Here is a 19,587-nt window from a genome sequence, read left to right as displayed (position 1 = left end):
GCCGGGTATCACCGCGTACCCTGCGGCCATGGACACCCTGGAGACACGCGAGCTGAGGTACTTCGTGGCCGTCGCCGAGGAGCTGCACTTCGGGCGCGCCGCCGAGCGCCTCGGCATGGCCCAGCCGCCCCTGTCGCGGGCGATCCAGCAGCTCGAACGACGCCTCGGGGTCTGCCTGCTGGAGCGCAACCGCCGTGGTGTGCGGCTGACCGACGCCGGAGAGGTGCTGTTGCACGAGGGCCGGGCGGCCCTCGACGCGATCGCCGCCGCCACGCGCCGCACCCGGCGCGCCGGCGGTGCCGACGGCCCGGGCGGCTCCCGCGGTCGGCTGGTCCTCGCGGTGAAGGCCGCAGCGTCGCACGAACTGCTGCGCAAACTTCTCGACGCCTACGCGGCGGAACCCGGCAGTGCCGAGATCGAGTTGCTGCCGTGCGGCATCTGCGAGCAGGAGGAGCTGCTGCGCGACGGACGCGCCGATGCCGCGCTCATGCACACGCCGTGGAACTCCCTCGCCGGGTTCGACAGCGAGGCGCTGACGACGGAGGGGCAGGTCGCCGTCCTGCCCGCCGGGCACCCCCTCGCCGCCCGCGAGAGCTTGTCCCTGGCCGACGTCCGGGACGTCCCCGATCTGCCGCTCGCCCGCTGGCCCACCCGCGGCACCTACGCACCCGGCCCGGGCCCCGAGATCCACAACCAGACGCAACTGGCCCAGTTGATCGCCCTCGGACGCACCGTGGCGGTCGTCCCCGACTCCGCCCGCTCCTGGCTGTGGGCCGAGCACACGGCCGTCCCCTTGACCGACGCGCCTCCCGTCGTGACCCACATCGTCTGGCCCGCGCACAGCCGTTCTCTCACCCTGGCCGGCCTGGTCCGGACGGCCACACGGCTATGACCTGGCGCTTGTCTCACACGACGGGCGTAAGCCGAACCGCTCCCGCAACACCCGCATCCAGCAAGCGAGTTCACCCCTGGTCGAGCACCTCGCGAAGATCGAGCCCCATCGGGTTGTCCAAGGGGATGTCGCCGGCGGACACCACGGCACGAGCCAAGGGGCCCAGGAGCCGGACCAGTTCATCGGTCTCGTCGGCGGTCAGGACGTCATAGGCGGTGGCGGCCAGGTCGTCGGTCCGTTCCTCGATACGGGCCACGAGCCGCCGCCCCTGCGCCGACAGCCCGTTGTCCTCGACGAGCCCTCTCTCCGCGAGGGCATCGCGCCGTGATGCCCACTCCGCTTCGGCGAAGTCGCGTCCCGAGGCGTAGACATCACGCGGCACACCGCTCGCGGCCGCGTGCAGGACGTGCGACTCACGGCCGCCGATCCCGGCAGCGACCAGAGCCGCCACATGGCCGTCCCCCCGGTGTTCACGCAGCAGCGTCGCGGCCTGCCACAGTTGCGCGAGGGGCTCCTGCGGCACCGGCACGGAACGGTTGGCCGCGAACAGGGCCCGGCCTTCCGCGGGAGCCGAACGAGCGGCTCGCATCGCAAGCTCCGCGGCCCGCGCCACCTCCGGACCGTCGGCCGCTGCACCGAGTACCCGGCCGAGCGCGCGCACGGACCCTCGTACACGAGCCTCCAGGGCCTGCTCCGGCGGAGCGAAGCTCCAGGCCGCCGGGAGGGCGCGACTCACCCGCGCAGGGGCGAAGTTGTAGAACAGCGCATGCACGACGTCGGCGCCGACACTGCCCAGAGGTGCCGCCCGTCCGGCGAAGTAGCCCATCCAGAAGCCGCGGTAGCCCGCCGACCTGAACTCCTCGAGCGGCTCCGGAGCGAAGTAGACGACCGCGTGGACCGGCTCCAGCAGCCGCCAGAGGCGCCGGGCGACGTCACCCCTGGCCGACGACGCCATGGGGACGGACATGGGGTTCGACATGACAGCCTTCCAGGCACCGATCGACGGCTCATGAGCTGCGCCCCTGGCACGGGGCACCGGCTCCGTTCACCGCACCAGCCTCCACGAGAAGAGCCACCGGCTCAAGCGCACCGCGGGGCGGTGCGCATTCGGCTCCGGCCAGGCACTTCGGTTTTCCCAGCGCTGGACGTCGGTGCCGTGTGGGGTTCATCTCGATGCCGATGCCGATGCCGATGCGCGGTGATGCGGGCGGGGTTGACCGTGGTGTCCGTCCGGCCCCAGATGACCGCGGGGAGCGTCGCCCGTGTGCTGTGGGCGGGGTTCCCCTGTGCCGTGGACCTGCTCGTCGGCGTCCGCGACCTCGGACATGGCCGGCGCCGCGTCCCCGCTCGGGGCGTCCGTTCGCGCGGTGCTCGGCGACAGGTGGGGGGTGGCCGCCGCCGTGCCGATTCCGTTGGCGAGCAGCATGTCCAGCGTGAGTACGGCGGCCGCGAGCAGGGCCGTCTGCCTCAGGCGTCTGGTGTGGTCCACGGTGGTTCCCTTGATCATCTGACGAGCTCCGCCGAATGTTCACAGGAGCGGCACTTTCACTTCAAGAGGCGGCGGGCGAACTTACCTCTTCTTTACTCTTGTTTCCGCAGGTCAGGGACGCGCTGCGGCCGCAGGTCAAACCGAAGCCGCCACCGGCGACCTGGGCGGATGACGCGATCCGAGGGCGGCGCGGCCACAAGCCTTGCCCGGCGCGCGAAAACCGTGTGGCAGCGCCGGAACGTCCTCGCCCATGATGTGCGCTGTTGTCCACACAGAGGCGGTTGCCAAGTTGACCCTGTCCCCGGCCGCGCAGGCCATACTCGACCGATACTCCGATGGCACCGCGGAGGTGTCGTGGTTGTGGGAGTCCATGGTCGCCGAGGCCGTCCTCCGGCACGGTGGCCCGGCCGACGCCGAGGCGCTCCTCCCGTTGTTCCTCGCCGCGCCCGCCGCGCACGACGCGCTGGTGCCGGTCCTGGCCCGCCACGGCGACCGGCGGCTGGCCGAGCGACTGCTGGAGGCAACGGTCGAAGGGGGCCGACTGCGCGAGGGAGTACCGTCCGGCGTGCTGCACGCCGTGGGCCGCCTGGGGTACACCCCGGCCACGTCCCTGCTGTGGGAACACGTCGACGACTCCTACGATGTGTCCAAGGACGCCTGCCTGGGCCTGTCGCACCTGCCGTGCGAGGAACTGCGGGGCGCGATCACCGAGTCGCTGGAGAAGCACGAAGGGGCCGCCCTGTTCCCGGAGTTCCTGCCCGTACTCGCCACGAAGACGCAGGATCCGGGATGGCTGGACCGGCTCGTCGCCTGGGGCGGGAACCACGCCTCGACGGACTGCAACGGCGGCCTGATCCTGGGCATCGGCCTGCACGGCGAGCAGGCGCGCCCCGCCTTCACCCGCCTGCTGTGGGACACGCGATGGGACGCCTGCGACAGGGGCACCGGATCGGCGCTGTGGACGTACGCGTCCACCCGCGTCCTGGGGCTCGACCTGCCGCAGCTCTACGCCGACCTACGGGAACTGGTGCGCACCGGCGCCGACCCGGATGTCCGCCGGGACGCCGTCCGGTCGTTCCTCACCTTGGTTGAGTTCCGGTGCGCGGAGCCCTGGACCGGCGTGGCGGCGGCGGAAGCCCGGCTCGAGAGCTCCGACACGCTGTACCACCTGCTGTTCGCCCAGCCGTCGGAGGACGGCGACACGCTCACCGAACTCGCCGACCGCGTCTTCGAGAAGGACGAACACTACTCGGGGGCGGTCCGCGCCCTGGAGGACTCGCTCCGCACCGAAGCGGCGCACGAGTGGGCGTTGCGCGCGGTCACCTCGCGCTGAGAGTCGCCGGAGACGCGCACTCCCCGCCGAAGAGCCCCGCGACCGCCCCCAGCGCCCCCGCCCGCGAACGTGCAACCTTCGGTTGCGAAAGGCGCCGCTGTCGCCTATCGTGATGTGCAACCAAAGGTTGCGAAAGGCGGCTGTGGACATGGAGTACGGCAGCATCGAGCGTGAGCTGTACGTCGACGCCCCACCCCAGGTGGTGTTCGACGTGCTCACCGACCCCGAGTACATCCGGGAGTGGTGGAGCGCGGAAAACGACTTCGAGGCCTCCCCCGGCCGACCCGGGACCCTCACGTGGACGAACGAGAGCAGCGGCGTCCGCAAGTCCGTGCCGTTCACGGTCGTCGAGTCCGATCCGCCCCGCACCTTGTCGTTCCGCTGGACCCACGACGAAGGGGAGACCGCGGCCGCCGGCAACTCGCTGCTGGTGACCTTCGATCTCACCCCGGAGGGCGAGGGCACCACCCTCCGTTTCCGCGAAACCGGCTACCGCGAGCGTGGCTGGGAGGCCGCCGTGCTCGAGGCGCACTACAACGACCACCGGCAGGGCTGGGACTTCTATCTCCCCCGCATGGCGGCGACCGCCAAGCGGGTGGCGGGCGCGCGATGAGTACCGCGGTCGACGACGACCTGTGGTCGGCGATCGGCGACCCGACCCGGCGCCGCATGATCGACGTGCTCCTGGCCGAGGGGCAGGGCACGGCGACGACCATCAGCGCCCGTCTGCCCGTCACCCGCCAGGCCGTGACCAAGCACCTGACCGTGCTCGACCGGGCCGGACTCGTCCGCTCCACCGCTGTCGGCCGGGAGCGGCACTACCACGTCGACGAGGAACAACTGGCGCGCGCGGTAGCGCAGTTGCAGTCGGTGGGCGAGCTGTGGGACGCCCGACTGCGGCGCATCAAGAGCCTCGCCGAGGCGATCCAACGAGCCAAGAACACGAAGAAGTGAGGAGATCGAGATGGCTGACATCCTGCACCGGGTAGGCATCAAGGCACCCCGGGACACGGTCTTTCAGGCCCTCACCACCGTCGACGGCCTGGCCGGATGGTGGACCACCGACACCAAGGGCAGCGGCGACGACAAGCTGCAGTTCCGCTTCGGCGACCTCGGCGGCTTCGACATGAAGGTCCTCGAACTGCAGCCGAGCACCCGGGTGCGGTGGGAGGTCGTCGACGGTCCCGAGGAATGGATCGGCACCACGGTGACCTTCGACCTCAAGCAGGACGGTGAGTGGACGATCATCCTGTTCGCGCACGAAGGATGGCGCGAACAGGTGGAGTTCATGAACCACTGCAGCACCAAGTGGGCGCTGTTCCTGATGAGTCTGAAGTCCTTCGTGGAGACGGGCACCGGAGCACCGCACCCCGACGACGTCCGGATCAGTGACTGGCACTGACCCCGCGCCGACGAACCGTCCACGCCCGACCGGGCCCGCCGTGGCCGCCCGGGCGTGGACGGCACGAGGTCGCTGACACCGTCTCCCCCGGCCTTCGGGAGCACGACGAGATCCCGGGCCATGCTGTTCGACGGCCCTCACGCCGGGGCGGGGCGTGCCCACAGTGCCGCCCGGACCGTTCCCTCCTGGATGTCCCTTTGCGGAAGCCCGAGGCCGAGCGCGTCCTCCAGGGCGTGGAAGTACAGCTCGAATTCGTTCGTCAGCTCCGGGTGGTCGAGTTCCGCACGCCGTATGGCTTGGTTGATGACGTCGAGGTCGCCGCCCCGCCGGTAGGGGGCGCGGCCGCGGTCGTACCAGATCAGTTCCAGCACGCCCCAGCCGTCGTCGAGGCGGCGGCCGTCGCGGGCGTAGTCGAGGGTGTAGATGGCCTTCGCGGAGCAGGCGCTCAACCGTACGGTCTCCGTGACGCCGAGGCGGGCGAGGGCCTCGCTGTCGGCCCGGATTCCGGGCGGTGTCTCGTGGTACATGAGGAACGCCCAGTCGCCCGTCTTCCCGAAGCAGCAGCTCTCCCAGTCGAGCTCCCAGCGGTCGCCGTCCATGCCGAGCAGGTCGTTCCTGGATGTTCCGCGGGAGACATGAGCGGGATCGGCTCCGTGGAGCAGGGCGATCTCTTCGGCGCTGATGTCCTTGCCCCGGAAGAACTCGAGGGTGGTGTACGGGTCCTGGTCGCTCCAGGAGCGGGCCACCCAGGCGAGGCGCTCCAGCGGGTCTCGGCCGCAGGGCCCTGCCGTGCGTGTGCCGAAGGGCCCGCCGGCTCGGAACGTCCTTCCCCACGATGGATCGATCTGGTCCATCATCTCGGCCTGCCCGGTGACGAGGTTGGCCACGGGCCCCTGCCCCTCGGACTGGGCGGCTACGTACTCGGCGAGGCCACGGACCGCCTCCTCGGCGACGAAGTACAGCACCTGGTCGAGATCACGGGTCGCGAAAGTCTCCAGGTGGGGGCCGTGGCAGCCACGCACGGTGCCGTCCTCGTCCAGGACGAGGAACAGACCTCCCGAGGCACCCACGCGCTGTGCGTACTGGCCGGCCGACGTTCCGACGGGCGGGAGCATGATGTCGTCGAGAAGGTCGGAACCCGCGGCTTTGCGGCGCCAGGCCTGCCTTAGTTCGTGCTCGGTGATCTGCATGCCCGTCAGTATGCTGACGGGCACTGACAATCCCCTGGGTCCCGATCACCCGCCGGTGCCATCTCGGACCCGGCCTCGGGCGAGCAGTATGCCTGGCGGCGAGGGTGAGTCCCGTCTCGTCCCTGGTCCCGGGCGGATGAGTGTCCCGGGTCGCAGGGTTCCGCGCGTACGTGTTCCCGGGCGCGGGAATGTGCGCATACGTGTCCCGGGGCGCGATCGGGACCGTCGCCGGCCACCTGACAGGCACGAAACCGCCTGGCCCTCAACCAACTTGAGGGCCTTATGGTCACGGGCCATGGCATCGTCCGGCACCGCTGCACCCCTCGTCCCTCCTCCCCCGCGAGCAGTCCTTCCCCGTCCCTACCTGCTCTGGCTGGCGGGGACCCGGGTCTCTCTGACCGGTGACGCGGCCCTCTCCTTCGCCCTCGGCTGGGCGGCCGCGGCCCACGGCGGTCAGGTGGCCGCGCTGGTGCTGACCGCGATCACGCTGCCGCGGACCGTACTGCTTCTGGCGGGTGGGGCGCTGGCCGACCGCTTCGGCGCCCGGCGGGTGATGATCACCGGCGATGTGGCGATGCTCGCGGCCGTCCTCGCCCTCGCGGTGGCGGCGCACGCGTGGGGGACACCGTCGTGGCTGCTCCTCGGGTTCGCCGCCATGGTCGGGACCGTCGACGCGTTCTACCTCCCGGCGACGGGATCCATGCCGCGCCGGCTGGTGGGCGAGAAGCAACTGCCCCGGGCGATGGCCCTGTTGGGGGCCGGTGGCCAGATGGCCTCCCTTCTCGGGGCACCACTGGGGGCGGTACTGGTCGCGACGGCAGGGCTGAGCGGGACAGCTCTCGTCGACGCGGCCGGCTTCGCCGCGGTGCTCACCGTCATGGTGTGGGTGCGCCCGGCTGCCCCGGCAGAGCGGACACCTCGCGCGGAGAGTCTGCTCGCGGGAATCCGCGACGGGGTGCGGCTCGCGGCCACGGACCCAGTCCTACGACCGGCGCTCCTGCTGACCGCGACGGCCGCGGCCGGAGTGCTGCCGGTCGTCGCCCTGCTCGGCCCCCTGATGGCCCGTGCCCACGACTGGGGACCGCGGGCGGCGGGCCTGATCGCCGCCGGGCAGGGTGTCGGCGTACTCCTGACCTCCCTACTGGCGGCCCGCCTCGGTCCGCTGCGCCGGATCGGTAGGGGCGCGACCCTCGGGCTCCTCCTCGCCGTGGTGGGCCTCGCCGGGCTCGCGGTGGCCCCGTCCAGCCCCACTGCCGTCGCTGCGGCCGTGGTCGTGGGCGCGGGGTCGGGCATGTTCGCCTGTCACGTCGGCCCGTTGATCCTGGCCGGGACGCCTGCCACGCACCTGTCCCGCATCCAGTCCGTGCTGACGCTCGTCCAGAGCATGGCCCTGGTGGTGGCGAACAACGTGCTCGGCCGGCTCGCGACCACCACCGGTGTGAGGAGCGCGATCGTGCTGTGCGCTGTACTCACCTGTGGGGCCGCGGTCATCGGTTCGACTTCGGCGCCACTGCGAGCGCTGCGCCGCGCCGGGTCTTGAGCGGGAGCCGGGGATGACCCATCCACGCCTCCCGCCCGGCAGCACGAGCGAGGTCGAAACGATCTCTTCCGGCACTCGTACCGCAGGCCCCTTCCGGCGAGCCCCACCGGCACGTGCACCGCAGCATCAGACCTGGGCCGACACGCTCCCACCAGGTGAGTCCGCGACGCGCGCGTCCCGGGCCCGCCGGAGCGCTCCCCTCAGACCCACCAGAGCGGCGGCAGTTCCTGCCGCCAGGGGAACGAGCGGCCAGTACGCGACGGTGTTCCCGAAAGCCGCGCACCCCATGAGCGCGAAGCACACCGCTATCGCCACGAGGAACCCGAACCCCCAGGACCCGGCGCGCTCCCGCCGCTCCAGCCGTACCCGGCCGTCGCGACCGGCCAGGTACGCGGCGGCGGCCAGGGCGACCGCGATCAGATAGCCCGTGACCAGCGGGTAGAGAACGAACAAGGCCAAGTCCCACCCCTCGGGGTACCAGCCGCGCCACACGTCGCGCCCGTCGATCTCCACGACCCGCCCGTGCCACAGCCCCGCCCGGACCCGCTGCCCCTCCCGGAAGTCGCGCACGGAATCGTCCGGCACACCGTGCACCGCCTTCGTCTCGCTCCCGACACGCAGTTCGATGCTGTACTTCGTGGTGACGAACCAGTCGCCGCTGCCACCGTCCTGGCCCCCGCCGTCCGTCCCGCTCGTGGTGTGCGACGTCAGCTTCGTGATGGTGGCCCCGGCCGTGTGCAAGGTCCCGTTCGACTGCGCGTACGCGACGCCCGTCTCCTCGTACGTACGCATCGCGAGCAGCAGGATCAGGGCAGCCATCACCAGGCGGAACACCCAGCGCACCGCAGGTCCTCGTGCTGCCCTGAGCCCCCGTGCACCCGATCTCGTGTCCCCGGTCTGCTTCTGCGTCATCGAACTCCCCCACCTTCCGGTCGGGAACGGACAAAAGCCGTCCCACCGAATCACACGCCACGCAACCGACCATGGTTGCGGACGATGATCCGGCCGTGACCACTTCGTAGCGGAAGTGGCGGGCGAATGAAGGCAGTTGACGTACCGACACGGGCGCAGCTCAGGACGCGGGCGCAGGAGGCCCGAGGGAGGGGCGGCGCTCGAAACCCGAGTGCCGGCCGGAGTCGGACCACGGAAGGATGGGGCGATGGATCAACCCCTTGAAGTGCCTGAACTCACCGCTGCCGCGGGGTTCATGCTGCGCCCGTGGCGCCTCTCCGACCTTCCGCTGGTCCGTGAGGCGGCGGAGGACGACTACATCCCGTCGATCACGACGGTGCCCTCGCCGTATTCCGAGTCGGCGGGCGTCGCGTTCGTCGAACGGCAGTGGGGCCGGGCGACCACGAGGGCCGGGTACACGTTCGTCATCGTGACGTCTGCTGGCACGCCGGTAGGCCAGGTGGGACTGTGGCTGAGGGATCTGGAACAGGGCCGCGCGTCGCTCGGCTACTGGGTCGTCAAGTCGGCTCGTGGTCAGGGAGCCGCCGTGGCCGCCGTCGACGCGGTGGTCGGCTGGGCCTTGCGGGATCTGCGGATTCCCCGGCTCGAGCTATGGGTGGAGCTGTGGAACACGGCCTCCGTGCGCACGGCCGAGCGTGCGGGGTTCCAGCGCGAGGGACTCTTGCGGGGCTGGCAGGAGATCGGGAACGAGCGCCGGGACATGTTCATGTACGCGCGGCTGAACGACGAGAGGTGAGGTGACGGTGGTCCGGCCGCTGGGCCGGTCGGACCGACGGGCTGGAAGCAGAATCAGCGGACCTTGCACGCCGGGCTTCGACCCGTGACCGGGTGCGAGGAGGTGAGCGTGATTGCCAGTCGGGTCGCCGAGCCGGTACCGGACGGCGGTCCTGCTTGAGGCGCGCGGCGCACCGCCGCCCGCCTCAAGCCCCTTGCCGACGGATCACAGATGCCAGTCCGACGGTCCGAGGGACACGGCTGTCCGAACGTCGGCGTTTCGGCCAATCCCCCACCGGACGCGCGCTCTTGCGCGGCAAGGGTCGTTGCAGTGGGCACCTTCGGAAATCCGCTCCATTCCCGGGTGCGCAACCCGTCCGAAAGCGCAGGTGTTCGAAATCGGTGCGGCGTCGTTGAACACGGCGACACCACCATCCCGTCCGCGAGGGGGAACTCCTTGACGACCGTCGAACCGGACAGCGGTGGCACCGGGAACCTGCCGCACGCCCTGGCCGGCTCCCCCGGCGTCCAGCTGCCCGATCGCGAGGCGGCGAACTGACTCATCTGTGCGAGTTCCACAGCCCCGCTCCCAGAACCGCCCACGTCGAAGGCGAGACGACGCTCATGCCACTCACCGCTTCCACGATCCGCCGGACCATCGAGGCATACCTCCGCCGCCACCCCGGTGAGCCTGACGCCCTGGCGGGGTTGCTCGCCGCCCTGGACCGGCCCGCCGACGTGACCGCCCGTGCGACGCTGCCCGGGCACGTCACCTGCAGTGCCGTCGTCGTCGACCGACAGGGCCGGGTCCTGCATATCCGGCACCGGGCCTCCGGCGGTCTCATGCTGCCTCCTGGCGGCCACATCGAGCCCGAGGACCGGACGTTGCTCGCCGCGGCGCTGCGCGAGGTGTCGGAGGAGGCCGGGATCGCGCCGAGTGCCCTGTGCCTGACCCCGCAACTGCTCGGCTCCCCGATCGACATCGACGTCCACGACGTCGACGCCAACCCCGTCAAAGGGGAGCCGGCCCACCGGCACTACGACGTCCGGTACGTGTTCTATCTCGCCGGCGAAGAGCCGCCGACGATCACCCTCCAGGACGAGGAGGTGTCCGACGCCCGATGGCTGGCCGTGGAGGAGGTCACCTCGCCGACGTTGCGCGCCAAACTCCTCCAGGCCGGGTTGGTCGGGCTGCCCGAGCCGGTGAACGCCTCCGCCCTGATCCACGACGGGACGGGCCGCTACCTGCTCCATCTGCGCGACCACAAGCCCGGCGTCATCTGGCAGTCGGGAGCGTTCGCCCTTCTCGGCGGCGGCCGCGCTCACGACGACGAGAGCCTCGGGGGCACCCTGCTGCGCGAGCTGTCCGAGGAGGTCCCCGACCTCCGTCTGGAACACATCGAGCCGTACACCGTCGAGAAGGCCACCAGCGTCGACGGACTCAGCGTCCCGATCCAGGTCTTCACCGGCCGCTGGCGCGGCGACCCCGACCGGCTCCAGCTGCACGAGGGGGTACTGCTGCGCTGGTTCACCCCCGACGAGCTGGACCGCCTGCGCCTGAGCCCCAGGACCCGGGACCTCATCCGCCGGCACGCGTCCGAGACCGTCCGGGACCCCGCCCTGGCCGAGGCCCCCTTTCTGCGGGGCGGAGGCGGCCGGACCGTGCTGAACGGCATCGGCGTCCACCTCCACGTCGAGGACGACGAGGGCCGGGTGCTCTTGGGCCTGCGCCATCCCGAGTCCCGCTACGCGGGCGACACCTGGCACTACCTGGCCGGGCGGTGCGAGCGGGAGTCCGCGACCGCGTGTCTGATCCGGGAGGCGTGGGAGGAAGCGGGCCTGCACATCGACCTCGCGGACGTGGAGCTGGCGCACGTCGTACACGTCGTGGATTCCCCGGGCGCGCAGCCCGTGATGCAGCTCGTCTTCCGGGCGCGCGTCTGGAAGGGCGCGCCCGAGGTACGGGAGCCCGACAAGTGCCTGACCTGGAGGTGGTGGCCGCAGCACGAGCTCCCCGACCGGCTCGTCCCCTACACCCGGACGGCCATCGCAGGCATCGCCGAGGGCCGCGCCTACTCGCAAATGGGCTGGTGAACGCGGTGAGGACGTATCCCGCGCGTGAACCAGGGCGGACCCGGCCCTCAGGTGCGCCGACACCGGCCCGGTCACCGGGACAAGCACCCGGAGCCGCCCACCAGGCAGGCGTTCGACACGACCGCGAGCTCGGAGGTGATGTGACATGAACCGAGTCCCCGGCCCGGCGGCGATGACTTCTCCCCCTCCCGCCCCACCGGATCCCCGCGAATCCGCAGGCCTCGTACCCTGCGATCCCCGGGAATCCTCGGCTGCCGAGCCCCGCCTTCCTCCACAGCCCGCCACCGGCCACGACGGGAGGGCCGCGGCAGGCCGGGCGGCCATGGTCGCCCGGCTGGAATCCAGTGGCCAGGTGAGGCCCGGGCCGGTCCGCGAGGCGCTGCTCGCGATCCCGCGCCAGGTCCTGATGCCCCAGGCGTACGTGCGGCGCAGCGCCCCGGACAAGGACCCGCCGCGCTGGGATCTGCTGGACTGGTCCCGCCCGGCCGACCGGGACGAGCTGCTGGAGCGGCTGCACAGCGGGGACAGCGTCGCGATCCAGCACGCGGGCGAGCCGATCCTCGGACGAACGGCCGGGCCGCGCAGCGGCGGCGCCATCACCGCGATGTCGAGCACGATGGGCATGACCGCGGACCTGCTCCAGCTTCTGGACCTGCGTGCCGGACAGCGGGTGCTGGACGTCGGGACCGGTGCCGGGGTGACCGCGTCGGTGGCGTGCTTCGTGTGCGGCGACGGCGGCGTCGTCACCCTCGACATCGACCCGCACGTCACCAACGCCGCACGCGAGCGGCTGTCGGCCCTCGGGTACCGACCGGCGGTGGTGGGAGGCGACGGCGTCACGGGGTGGCCGGACGGGGGCCCGTACGACCGGATCTTCGTCACCTTCGCCGTCCCTCGCGTGCCGGAAGCTCTGGTGGAGCAGCTGGCGCCGGGCGGGCTCGCGCTGATGACGGTCGGGACGTCGTCGCCGTCGTGGCCGGGCCAGGCCGTGATCCGCAAGCGGCCTGACGGGACCGTGGAGGCGGAACTGCGGGCGGTCGAGTACGGGCACCGCGCCGGTGCCGGTTTCGACCGGCTGTTCCTGTCCGCCCCGTTCCGCGCGACGATCACGACGTCCGACGGGTGGACGCAGCGCAGCCGCATCCCGCCGCCGGCGGACACGGCGCGCGGCCTGTGGCTGGCCCTGGATGCCCTCCACCCGGGGCTGGTACGCCTCTTCGGCGCCGAAGACCTGACGATCGGCGCACCCGAGTGCGGGTCGTGGCTTCGCGTGAAGGAGGTCGGCTACCACCGGTGGGACGTGACGACCCGCGGCCCCCGGGACATCTGGGCGGAGATTCAGGATGTCGCAGCCCGCTGGCGGGCAGCCGCTTCACCAACCGCCTACCAGATCCACTTCGACACCGACGGCACCCAGCGGGTGACCACCTCGAACGGCACCCTGACCTGGCGGTTGGCCGCCGGCCCTGGTGAGGCACGAGACTCACGATGACCCGCCCACCCCAGCAGCCCCTGCCGCGGACCTACGGCGCTACCCAAAGTGATCCCGAGCCGCGACATGGAGGGTGTGCACTGGCTCTGTCGACACGTACTCGCTCACGTCACTGGCGACCGCTGCCCTCATCCGATGCGAGTTCTCCCAAGGCTGGAGACGGACGCCGCCCGGACCGGCGAACTCGCCGCGCTAGCCCCCGTGCTTCGGGCCCACCCCCGAGGGGTCCGCGGCAGCCCTGCCTCGCTCATCACCCGCCGGGCCCGTTCTTGCGGGGTGGACGTAGGCTCTCGCGCCATGGAAGAGATCATCAAGCTCGGCGAGATCACTTGCCCATCGGGGGCTCTGGTGATCGCTGACGGCGGTCATCTGGGGTTGTGGAGCGGGGAGCGGTCGCCGGCGGCGATCGATCCTGGTCTGCTCGGCATTGACGACCCGGCAATGGCTGCCGACGTGCTCAAGTCGGTCGACTTCGCCGTGGTCGGCCGGGATGCCTCGGCAGCGGCCCGCGGCTTCGACCGGCAGCCGGGTGCCATGCTTCACGACGTCCCTGCGTCCCGCGCCGCGGAGCTTGAAGCGATGTTCGAAGAGCACTGTCGGGCCGCCGGCCTGGACGCCCGTCTGGAGGTTGTCCCGGGCCGCGAACCGCATGCTCGACGCGCGCGCCGGACCGCGGTCGAAGGCGGCGGCAGCTTCCTGGTGTTCGGGGTGCCCGTCGTCGCGGTGGGCGGCGTACCCCGTGACCGCGCTCTTCCGGTACTGGCCTCGCGGGTCGACTTCGGCGACGGGGTCGGGCCGCGCTGGTCGGAGATATCGGTCCGGATGAGCGAAGCCCCGGCGGAGTCATCGATGGTGCTGGGTGACATCGGGGTCGACTGGGCCCGGGTTCTCTTCGGCGATGCCGATGGCCTCAATGACTGGCATCACAACGAGCCTGTGGACGGCTTGGCCGACGTCGCGTTCTGGGGTGCCGCCGCAGAGGAAGCGGCAGCGCTGTTCGCGGCACCGGAACTGGGCGAACCCGGCGAGGACGGTGTTCGCGGGTGGACCGGGCTTGCCGTGGCCGAGGCGATGGAGAAGGCTCGCGCTCTGCTGGCCTGGAAGGAGGACACCGGGCGCCGCATGATGGTGGACTTCCGCCCTCATTCCCATCACTGGCAGATCATGCGACAGATCCGCGCCTCTGAAGTCGAGGCCGGAACCGTGGATGTCGGCAACGCCCGAATGCTCTGCGCGATGACGAGCTGGGGCGACGGCTGCTTCCCCGTGTCGGCCGACCTGGACGGGTCCGGCGCCGTGGTCGCGGTGCGGGTGAGCTTCTCCGACGCGGGTGCGTAGCGGTTCCGCTTCCGTAGAGGCCGGGACAGTCTGCAAGACCACGACTCCGACTCGGCGTCGCGGAACACGGCCGCCACTCCGCCCGTCCTCTGCCCCGCGCTCATGCAGCCATGTTGCCCTCTCACAGAGCGCGTGCCTATTTCCTTTTCCAAGGTCGGCTGTCGCTACTGCACTTCAACGGGCGATGTCGGGCTGGACTGCCGCACTTCGTTCTCCTCGAGGCCCGAGTCAGATGTGGGCTCTGATCTGCTTCACCGGGTGCCCGAGTGTGTCGCCGAGGGTGGCCAGTTCGTCGTCGTCGAACCAGTCGCGTTCGGGGTTCCAGATGGCGATCTCGAAGCGGGCAAAGCCGCACGGCCACGCGTAGTCCAGCGCGTCCAGCGATGTGGCGGCGCCGCAGCACGGCACTGTTACGGCCAGGGTGGCGAAGCCGTCATCGCAGTGGGTCTCCAGCAGGTCGGCGTACCACTCGATGTCGATCGAGGCGTCGCAGTGCGGGCAGCCGATCCGCTCCAGGTTCGCGCCGCAGTCGACGGGGGTGAGAGCCTCATGCCAGGTGACGTCGATCTCGACCTCGATGCCATCGTCTTGGCCGGGAGCCAGGTCCGCGGCGAGCGCGGCGGTCCGCTCGGCCGCCGGCCGGTCGGGCTGCCACTGAGGATCGGTCGGGATGATCGACAGGACGTCGTCGCTCATGGGCTCACTCGCTTCGTCGGACACCAGCGTTCGGCGGGACTCCGTGATCTTAGGACCCGGGGCAGGCCATCCGTTCCCCCGGCGCCTTGTCTGCGGACGGCAGGCCAGTGCCGACGAGACAGCCCGCTCCGGTCGGACCTACCGACTCGACATCACCCGCTCAGGCTCGGCAGTGCCGGGTCTGTGTCTGCCAACCTCAGCTCCGCCGCCGACTCCCCCACAGAACTTCCCCGCGTGATCTGGCACGCCCTCTTCGTACCGATGTCCCGCCCCGGTGGGCAGGTGAGACGGTCCTCCGGCTGGTCAATCAGTCGTGGACGGCTTGGGAGGCGCAACCCTGGTCACCGAGGGTCCGGCACTTCCCTGCTCTACACCTTCAGCCTCCTGACGGGCGATGGCAAGGTTGAAGCGGCTCAGCAGGGTGAGGTCGTGGGTGGCGCCCAGAACTTGCTCGTATTGCCTGAAGGTGGTCTCCAGCAAGGGGATGGCCCGGCTCAGATCCCCCGCGGTGCGATAGGCGTGGGCGAGGTTGCTGCGAGTCACCAGGGTGTCGAGATGCGTATCGCCCAGGACCTGCTCACTCTGAGCGAGGGTCGCCTCCAGCAGGGAAATGGCTCGCTTCACATCTCCGGCCGACTCGTAGTCGCGAGCGAGCTCGTTGCGGTTGTGCAGGGTATGGGGATGAGAATCGCCCAAGACCTGCTCACGCTGGGCGAGAGTGGCCTCCATCAAGGGAATGGACCGCTCCAGATCCCCTGCTGCCTGATATGCGCCGGCGAGATTCCCGCGGCTCAGCAGGGTGTCGGGGTGGGTATCGCCCAGGACCTGCTCACGCTGAGCGAGAGTGGCCTCCATCAAGGGAATGGACCGCTCCAGATCCCCGGCCATGCAGTAAACGCAGGCGAGGTTGCTCCGGCTGGTGAGGGTCTCGGGGTGCGTATCGCCCATCACTCGCTCGTAGTGGCGAAGAGTGGCCTCACTCAGAGGGATGGCACGCCCGAAATCGCCGACCGACTCGTAAGCGAGGAAGAGGTTGCTACGGATGGTCAGGGTGCGGGGGTGGTCATCGCCCAGGACTCGCTCGCTCTGAGCGAGAGTGTCCTCGTACAACGGAATGGCCCGCCCCAGGTCCCCCGCTGCCCGATAGCCGCCGGCGAGGATGCTGCGGCTGCTCAGGGTGTCGGGGTGGTCGTCGCCCAAGACCCGCTCACGCTCGGCGAGAACGGCCTCCATCAAGGGGAGGGCCCGCCCCAGATCACCGGCCGACTCATAGGCGACGGCGAGGATGCTACGGCTGGTCAGGGTGTCCGGGTGGTCGTCGCCCAAAACCCGCTCACGCTCGGCGAGAGTCGTCTCCATCAAAGGCATGGCCCGCCCCACATCACCAACCGACTCATAGGCGACGGCCAGATGGCTACGGCTGGTCAGGGTGTCCGGGTGGTCGTCACCCAGGATCTGCTCACGCTGAGCGAGAGTGGCCTCGTACAGCGGGATGGCCCGCCCCAGATCCCCGGATGACCCATAGGCAACGGCGAGGTTGCTGCGACTGAACAGGGTGTCGGGTTGGGTGTCGCCCAGAACTCGCTCGTACTGGCTGAGCGTGGCCTCGTACAGGGGGATGGCCCGTCCCAGGTTCCCTGCTGCGTGGTAGCCGCCGGCGAGGTTGCTGCGGCTCATGAGGGTGTCAGGATGTGTGTCGCCTAGCGCCTGCTCACGCTGAGCGAGCGTGGCCTCGTACAAAGGGACGGCCCGCCGCAGATCTCCTGTCGACTCGTACGTGTTGGCGAGGTAGTTGCGGCTGGCCATGGTCTCGGGGTGCATGGCACCCAGGACCTCCTCGCTCTCGGTGAGAGTGGCCTCGAGCAGCGGGATGGCCCGTCCCAGATCCCCTGCTTCCTTGTATGCGAGGGCGAGGTTGCGGCGGCTGGTCAGGGTGTCGGGGTGGCTGTATCCCGAGACTTGCTCACGCTCGGCGAGCGTGGCCTCGTACAAGGGGATGGCCCGCCCGAGATCCCCTGCCGAATCGTAGGCGACGGCAAGGTTGTTGCGGCTGGTGAGGGTCTCAGGGTGGGTGTCGCCCAGGACCCGCTCGTATTGAGCGAGCATGGCCTCGTACAGAGGGACGGCCCGCCCCGGCTCGCCGGCCGACTCATAGGCGAGGGCGAGGTCGTTGCGGCTGGCCTGTATATCGGGGTGGCTGTCACCCAGCACCTGCTCGCGCTCGGCGAGCGTTGCCTCGTACATGGGGATGGCCCGGTCGAGATCCCCTGCCAACTCGTGGGCGTAGGCGAGGGTGCTGCGGCTGGTCAGGGTGTCGGGGTGGGTGTCGCCCAGGACCCGCTCACGTTGAGCAAGAGTGATCTCGTAGAGCGGGATGGCCCGTTCCGGATCCCCCGCCGCCACATGGGCGTTGGCGAGGTTGTCGCGGCTGGTGAGGATGGAGGTGTGGGTATCGCCCAGCACGCGTTCGTATTGAGCGAGAGTGGCCTCGTACAGAGGGATGGCCCGTCCCAGATCCCCTGCCAACTCGTGGGCGATGGCAAGGTCGTTGCGCATGGCCAGGGTCTCGAGGTGGCTGTCGCCCAGAACTCGCTCGTGTTGCCTGAGCGTGGCCTCGCTCAGGGCGACGGCTCCGACGGACTCCGCGGGGACGGACCGCTCACCCGCCGCCGTCACCTGCACCACGTCACGAGGCGCGGGCAACAGCCCGGCCAACTCCTCCACCAGTCCTGCGTTCTCCGTCAACGCCTGCCAGATCTGCTGACGCAACGCCTGCGCGGCACTCTCATCGTCCGGTTTCTCGGCGGCCTCCCGCACCGCCGCGTCCAAGGCAGTCTGGCCAGCCTCGTCCCCGCGCCCCCGGACCAGTTGGAGAATCCGCGCTCCCAGATCCGCCGCGGTCTCGGCCGAGGCGTCCGGCGCCACGTCACCGGCACGGATGAGCTCCGCCACCCCGTACGCGGTCACCGCCGCCGACAGATACGGCGCGGCCTCCTCCACCAACCCGACGATCTCCGTACGCACAAGCATTCCTGACTACTCGTCACCCGCCAACCGCCAGCGACCAGGCGTAGGAACGCATGGTGCTTGTGAGCACGAGACGCCGTAACGCTCCGCACGGTTCCGCCGCCCCGCCCGACCGATGGGGATGGCTGTCACTCTTCCCGACCCGACACTCCCGCTTTGTATGGGGCGGGCGGAGTGGTCGTCGGCAGGCGCGTGCTCGTGCCGTTGGTCGTCGGCGCTGTCACGCAGTTTCGACTCTCAGGCTCTGTGGCGCTTCCCGCTTCGTGTCTCTGCAGCGGACAGCAAGGCGTCAAAAGCGGCTCGGGCCTCGGCGATTCGGTGCCGCCAATCTTCGCCTCGTAGGGCCGCGATGTCCCACTCGACAACCGGTTCGGCGCCGGCCACGCAGTAGCCGTACACCTGGTGGGCCACCCGGTCGGTGAGGATTTCGTCGTAGTGGAACGAGCCCTCGAACGCCGCCCAGCCCACCGATCGCGCGTCGGCGCAGACACGCCGAAGTACCCCGGAGGTGCACGGTGCGCTCAAGGCCGCCTGCTTACAAAGTTGTTGATGTCAGCTGGGGGTGGGAGGTTGGATGGGCCCATGAAACGCGTCGAGGTTGAACTGCTCACGGATGGCGGCAACGACGCCGTGGTTCGCATGCCGGGAAGGCGCTTCCCGGGGGTCGTGGTGCAGGGAGACTCCCTTTCCGTCCTCCGCGGTGAGGTGGCCGAGGTGGTGGAGGCGTGCGAACGGGGCGACCTGGACGAAGCCCGGGACTCCGCCGGCTTTCTTCTGGCGAACCTGGATGCGCTGCTGGCACGGTACGAGGCAGCGTTGAGCGAGCACCAGATTCGGCGGCCGTACTGAACTGGCGGGCGGTCCGTGCGGTTGAGCGCTTCGGCCTCGCGTGTCCGACATCGGTCCCGGACTGTGGCCTCAGCCATCGATGGCTGGCCGTCACCGCGGGTTCCCGGCCGAGCATGCGCGAGCCTGACTCGCAGCATCGCCGCCGGCCCCAGCCACACTGCCATTCCGTCGACCAGAGCAAGTCGCCCTGGTGGAGGCGTGGCAGTCTGACTCCATGCGTAGGACGACAGACCCAGGCAATCCAAACAACATCCAAGTCGGCGACATCTATGAGGACTGTTCGTTCCACCCAGTCCTGTGCACTGCCGTCGATGAGGTAGCCGGTGTGGTGCTCAGCGGCATCTCGCTCATCGACGGGACCTATCCCCGTTCCTGTGACGCTCTGCACTGCGGGCCCGTACGGATCCGCATCGAGGACGTCATGGCCATCAAGCAAGATCTACACGGCTACGCCCGCCACCGAAAGGAAGAGCTTCGAATCGGTGATGGCAGCTGATCCGCAGCTCCGGAGCGCGTTTTGGAAGGGGAACTTGGGCTGTGGATGATCACTCTTCTCGGC

At 70.2% G+C, this 19,587-nt stretch carries 18 protein-coding genes; 12 read left to right on the top strand and 6 right to left on the bottom strand.

Annotated features, from left to right (window positions below):
• Positions 1-28: 28 nt before the first annotated feature.
• Positions 29-892: a LysR family transcriptional regulator gene (locus IO36_RS39105; RefSeq protein ID WP_051901290.1), complete on the top strand. Its 864-nt coding sequence runs from the start codon at positions 29-31 to the stop codon at positions 890-892.
• Between the two features lie 70 nt (positions 893-962).
• On the opposite strand, the gene IO36_RS39100 is transcribed toward IO36_RS39105, so the two are convergent.
• Together IO36_RS39100 and IO36_RS39095 are read right to left on the bottom strand one after the other, a co-directional pair.
• Complete coding sequence (locus tag IO36_RS39100) at positions 963-1,871, bottom strand: SCO6745 family protein (protein WP_245173645.1); 909 nt, start codon at positions 1,869-1,871, stop codon at positions 963-965.
• A 186-nt stretch (positions 1,872-2,057) separates the two neighbouring features.
• Positions 2,058-2,399, bottom strand: coding sequence for a hypothetical protein (locus IO36_RS39095; RefSeq protein WP_037627711.1), 342 nt, complete (start codon positions 2,397-2,399; stop codon positions 2,058-2,060).
• Positions 2,400-2,670: 271 nt separating this feature from the next.
• On the opposite strand from IO36_RS39095, the gene IO36_RS39090 reads away from it, so the two are divergent.
• From IO36_RS39090 to IO36_RS39075, 4 genes are all read left to right on the top strand, one after another.
• Complete coding sequence (locus tag IO36_RS39090) at positions 2,671-3,714, top strand: hypothetical protein (RefSeq protein WP_037627709.1); 1,044 nt, start codon at positions 2,671-2,673, stop codon at positions 3,712-3,714.
• A 148-nt stretch (positions 3,715-3,862) separates the two neighbouring features.
• The gene (locus tag IO36_RS39085) at positions 3,863-4,327 is read left to right on the top strand and encodes an SRPBCC domain-containing protein (RefSeq protein WP_037627978.1); all 465 of its coding nucleotides are present in this window, start codon (positions 3,863-3,865) and stop codon (positions 4,325-4,327) included.
• Positions 4,324-4,668: an ArsR/SmtB family transcription factor gene (locus IO36_RS39080; RefSeq protein ID WP_037627708.1), complete on the top strand. Its 345-nt coding sequence runs from the start codon at positions 4,324-4,326 to the stop codon at positions 4,666-4,668. Before IO36_RS39085 ends, IO36_RS39080 begins: the two co-directional genes overlap by 4 nt.
• A 10-nt stretch (positions 4,669-4,678) precedes the next feature.
• The gene (locus IO36_RS39075) at positions 4,679-5,116 is read left to right on the top strand and encodes an SRPBCC family protein (RefSeq protein WP_037627705.1); all 438 of its coding nucleotides are present in this window, start codon (positions 4,679-4,681) and stop codon (positions 5,114-5,116) included.
• Between the two features lie 137 nt (positions 5,117-5,253).
• Here IO36_RS39075 and IO36_RS39070 read toward each other — a convergent pair whose 3' ends face one another.
• Entirely contained in the window at positions 5,254-6,306 is a 1,053-nt protein-coding gene (locus IO36_RS39070) for a hypothetical protein (protein ID WP_037627976.1), read from the bottom strand.
• A 295-nt stretch (positions 6,307-6,601) separates the two neighbouring features.
• Here IO36_RS39070 and IO36_RS39065 point away from each other — a divergent pair, with 295 nt between their 5' ends.
• Entirely contained in the window at positions 6,602-7,846 is a 1,245-nt protein-coding gene (locus IO36_RS39065) for an MFS transporter (protein WP_037627703.1), read from the top strand.
• A 126-nt stretch (positions 7,847-7,972) separates the two neighbouring features.
• On the opposite strand, the gene IO36_RS39060 is transcribed toward IO36_RS39065, so the two are convergent.
• Positions 7,973-8,689, bottom strand: coding sequence for a hypothetical protein (locus tag IO36_RS39060; RefSeq protein WP_037627700.1), 717 nt, complete (start codon positions 8,687-8,689; stop codon positions 7,973-7,975).
• Between the two features lie 316 nt (positions 8,690-9,005).
• On the opposite strand from IO36_RS39060, the gene IO36_RS39055 reads away from it, so the two are divergent.
• The 4 genes from IO36_RS39055 to IO36_RS39040 all read left to right on the top strand — a co-directional run bounded on the left by IO36_RS39055 (position 9,006) and on the right by IO36_RS39040 (position 14,456).
• A complete protein-coding gene (locus tag IO36_RS39055; protein WP_037627697.1) occupies positions 9,006-9,554 on the top strand; it encodes a GNAT family N-acetyltransferase in 549 nt (182 codons plus the stop codon).
• A 602-nt stretch (positions 9,555-10,156) separates the two neighbouring features.
• Positions 10,157-11,626, top strand: a complete 1,470-nt coding sequence (locus tag IO36_RS39050) for an NUDIX hydrolase (RefSeq protein ID WP_037627696.1) — start codon at positions 10,157-10,159, stop codon at positions 11,624-11,626.
• A 352-nt stretch (positions 11,627-11,978) separates the two neighbouring features.
• On the top strand, positions 11,979-13,118 hold the full coding sequence (locus IO36_RS39045) for a methyltransferase domain-containing protein (RefSeq protein WP_245173644.1): 1,140 nt from the start codon (positions 11,979-11,981) through the stop codon (positions 13,116-13,118).
• A gap of 297 nt (positions 13,119-13,415) precedes the next feature.
• A complete protein-coding gene (locus IO36_RS39040; RefSeq protein WP_037627693.1) occupies positions 13,416-14,456 on the top strand; it encodes a hypothetical protein in 1,041 nt (346 codons plus the stop codon).
• Between the two features lie 228 nt (positions 14,457-14,684).
• On the opposite strand, the gene IO36_RS39035 is transcribed toward IO36_RS39040, so the two are convergent.
• Both IO36_RS39035 and IO36_RS39030 read right to left on the bottom strand, forming a co-directional pair.
• On the bottom strand, positions 14,685-15,152 hold the full coding sequence (locus tag IO36_RS39035) for a hypothetical protein (RefSeq protein WP_037627692.1): 468 nt from the start codon (positions 15,150-15,152) through the stop codon (positions 14,685-14,687).
• A 303-nt stretch (positions 15,153-15,455) separates the two neighbouring features.
• Positions 15,456-18,176, bottom strand: a complete 2,721-nt coding sequence (locus IO36_RS39030) for a tetratricopeptide repeat protein (RefSeq protein ID WP_158997743.1) — start codon at positions 18,174-18,176, stop codon at positions 15,456-15,458.
• A gap of 585 nt (positions 18,177-18,761) precedes the next feature.
• On the opposite strand from IO36_RS39030, the gene IO36_RS39020 reads away from it, so the two are divergent.
• A complete protein-coding gene (locus tag IO36_RS39020) occupies positions 18,762-19,028 on the top strand; it encodes a DUF6959 family protein (protein ID WP_037627690.1) in 267 nt (88 codons plus the stop codon).
• A 214-nt stretch (positions 19,029-19,242) separates the two neighbouring features.
• Entirely contained in the window at positions 19,243-19,524 is a 282-nt protein-coding gene (locus IO36_RS39015; protein ID WP_037627688.1) for a hypothetical protein, read from the top strand.
• Positions 19,525-19,587 lie beyond the last annotated feature (63 nt).

The sequence above is a fragment of the Streptomyces aureus genome, assembly GCF_000725495.1.
In the GTDB taxonomy this organism is placed as follows: Bacteria; Actinomycetota; Actinomycetes; order Streptomycetales; family Streptomycetaceae; genus Streptomyces; species Streptomyces aureus_B.
This window is presented reverse-complemented; position numbering and strand designations above follow the sequence as displayed.

Coding starts and splice junctions, on each gene's coding strand:
- IO36_RS39100 (WP_245173645.1), bottom strand. CDS start 1,871: ATGTCGAACCCCATGTCCGTCCCCATGGCGTCGTCGGCCAGGGGTGAC.
- IO36_RS39085 (WP_037627978.1), top strand. CDS start 3,863: ATGGAGTACGGCAGCATCGAGCGTGAGCTGTACGTCGACGCCCCACCC.
- IO36_RS39050 (WP_037627696.1), top strand. CDS start 10,157: ATGCCACTCACCGCTTCCACGATCCGCCGGACCATCGAGGCATACCTC.
- IO36_RS39080 (WP_037627708.1), top strand. CDS start 4,324: ATGAGTACCGCGGTCGACGACGACCTGTGGTCGGCGATCGGCGACCCG.
- IO36_RS39105 (WP_051901290.1), top strand. CDS start 29: ATGGACACCCTGGAGACACGCGAGCTGAGGTACTTCGTGGCCGTCGCC.
- IO36_RS39040 (WP_037627693.1), top strand. CDS start 13,416: ATGGAAGAGATCATCAAGCTCGGCGAGATCACTTGCCCATCGGGGGCT.
- IO36_RS39070 (WP_037627976.1), bottom strand. CDS start 6,306: ATGCAGATCACCGAGCACGAACTAAGGCAGGCCTGGCGCCGCAAAGCC.
- IO36_RS39020 (WP_037627690.1), top strand. CDS start 18,762: ATGAAACGCGTCGAGGTTGAACTGCTCACGGATGGCGGCAACGACGCC.
- IO36_RS39055 (WP_037627697.1), top strand. CDS start 9,006: ATGGATCAACCCCTTGAAGTGCCTGAACTCACCGCTGCCGCGGGGTTC.
- IO36_RS39065 (WP_037627703.1), top strand. CDS start 6,602: ATGGCATCGTCCGGCACCGCTGCACCCCTCGTCCCTCCTCCCCCGCGA.
- IO36_RS39095 (WP_037627711.1), bottom strand. CDS start 2,399: ATGATCAAGGGAACCACCGTGGACCACACCAGACGCCTGAGGCAGACG.
- IO36_RS39075 (WP_037627705.1), top strand. CDS start 4,679: ATGGCTGACATCCTGCACCGGGTAGGCATCAAGGCACCCCGGGACACG.
- IO36_RS39015 (WP_037627688.1), top strand. CDS start 19,243: ATGCGTAGGACGACAGACCCAGGCAATCCAAACAACATCCAAGTCGGC.
- IO36_RS39035 (WP_037627692.1), bottom strand. CDS start 15,152: ATGAGCGACGACGTCCTGTCGATCATCCCGACCGATCCTCAGTGGCAG.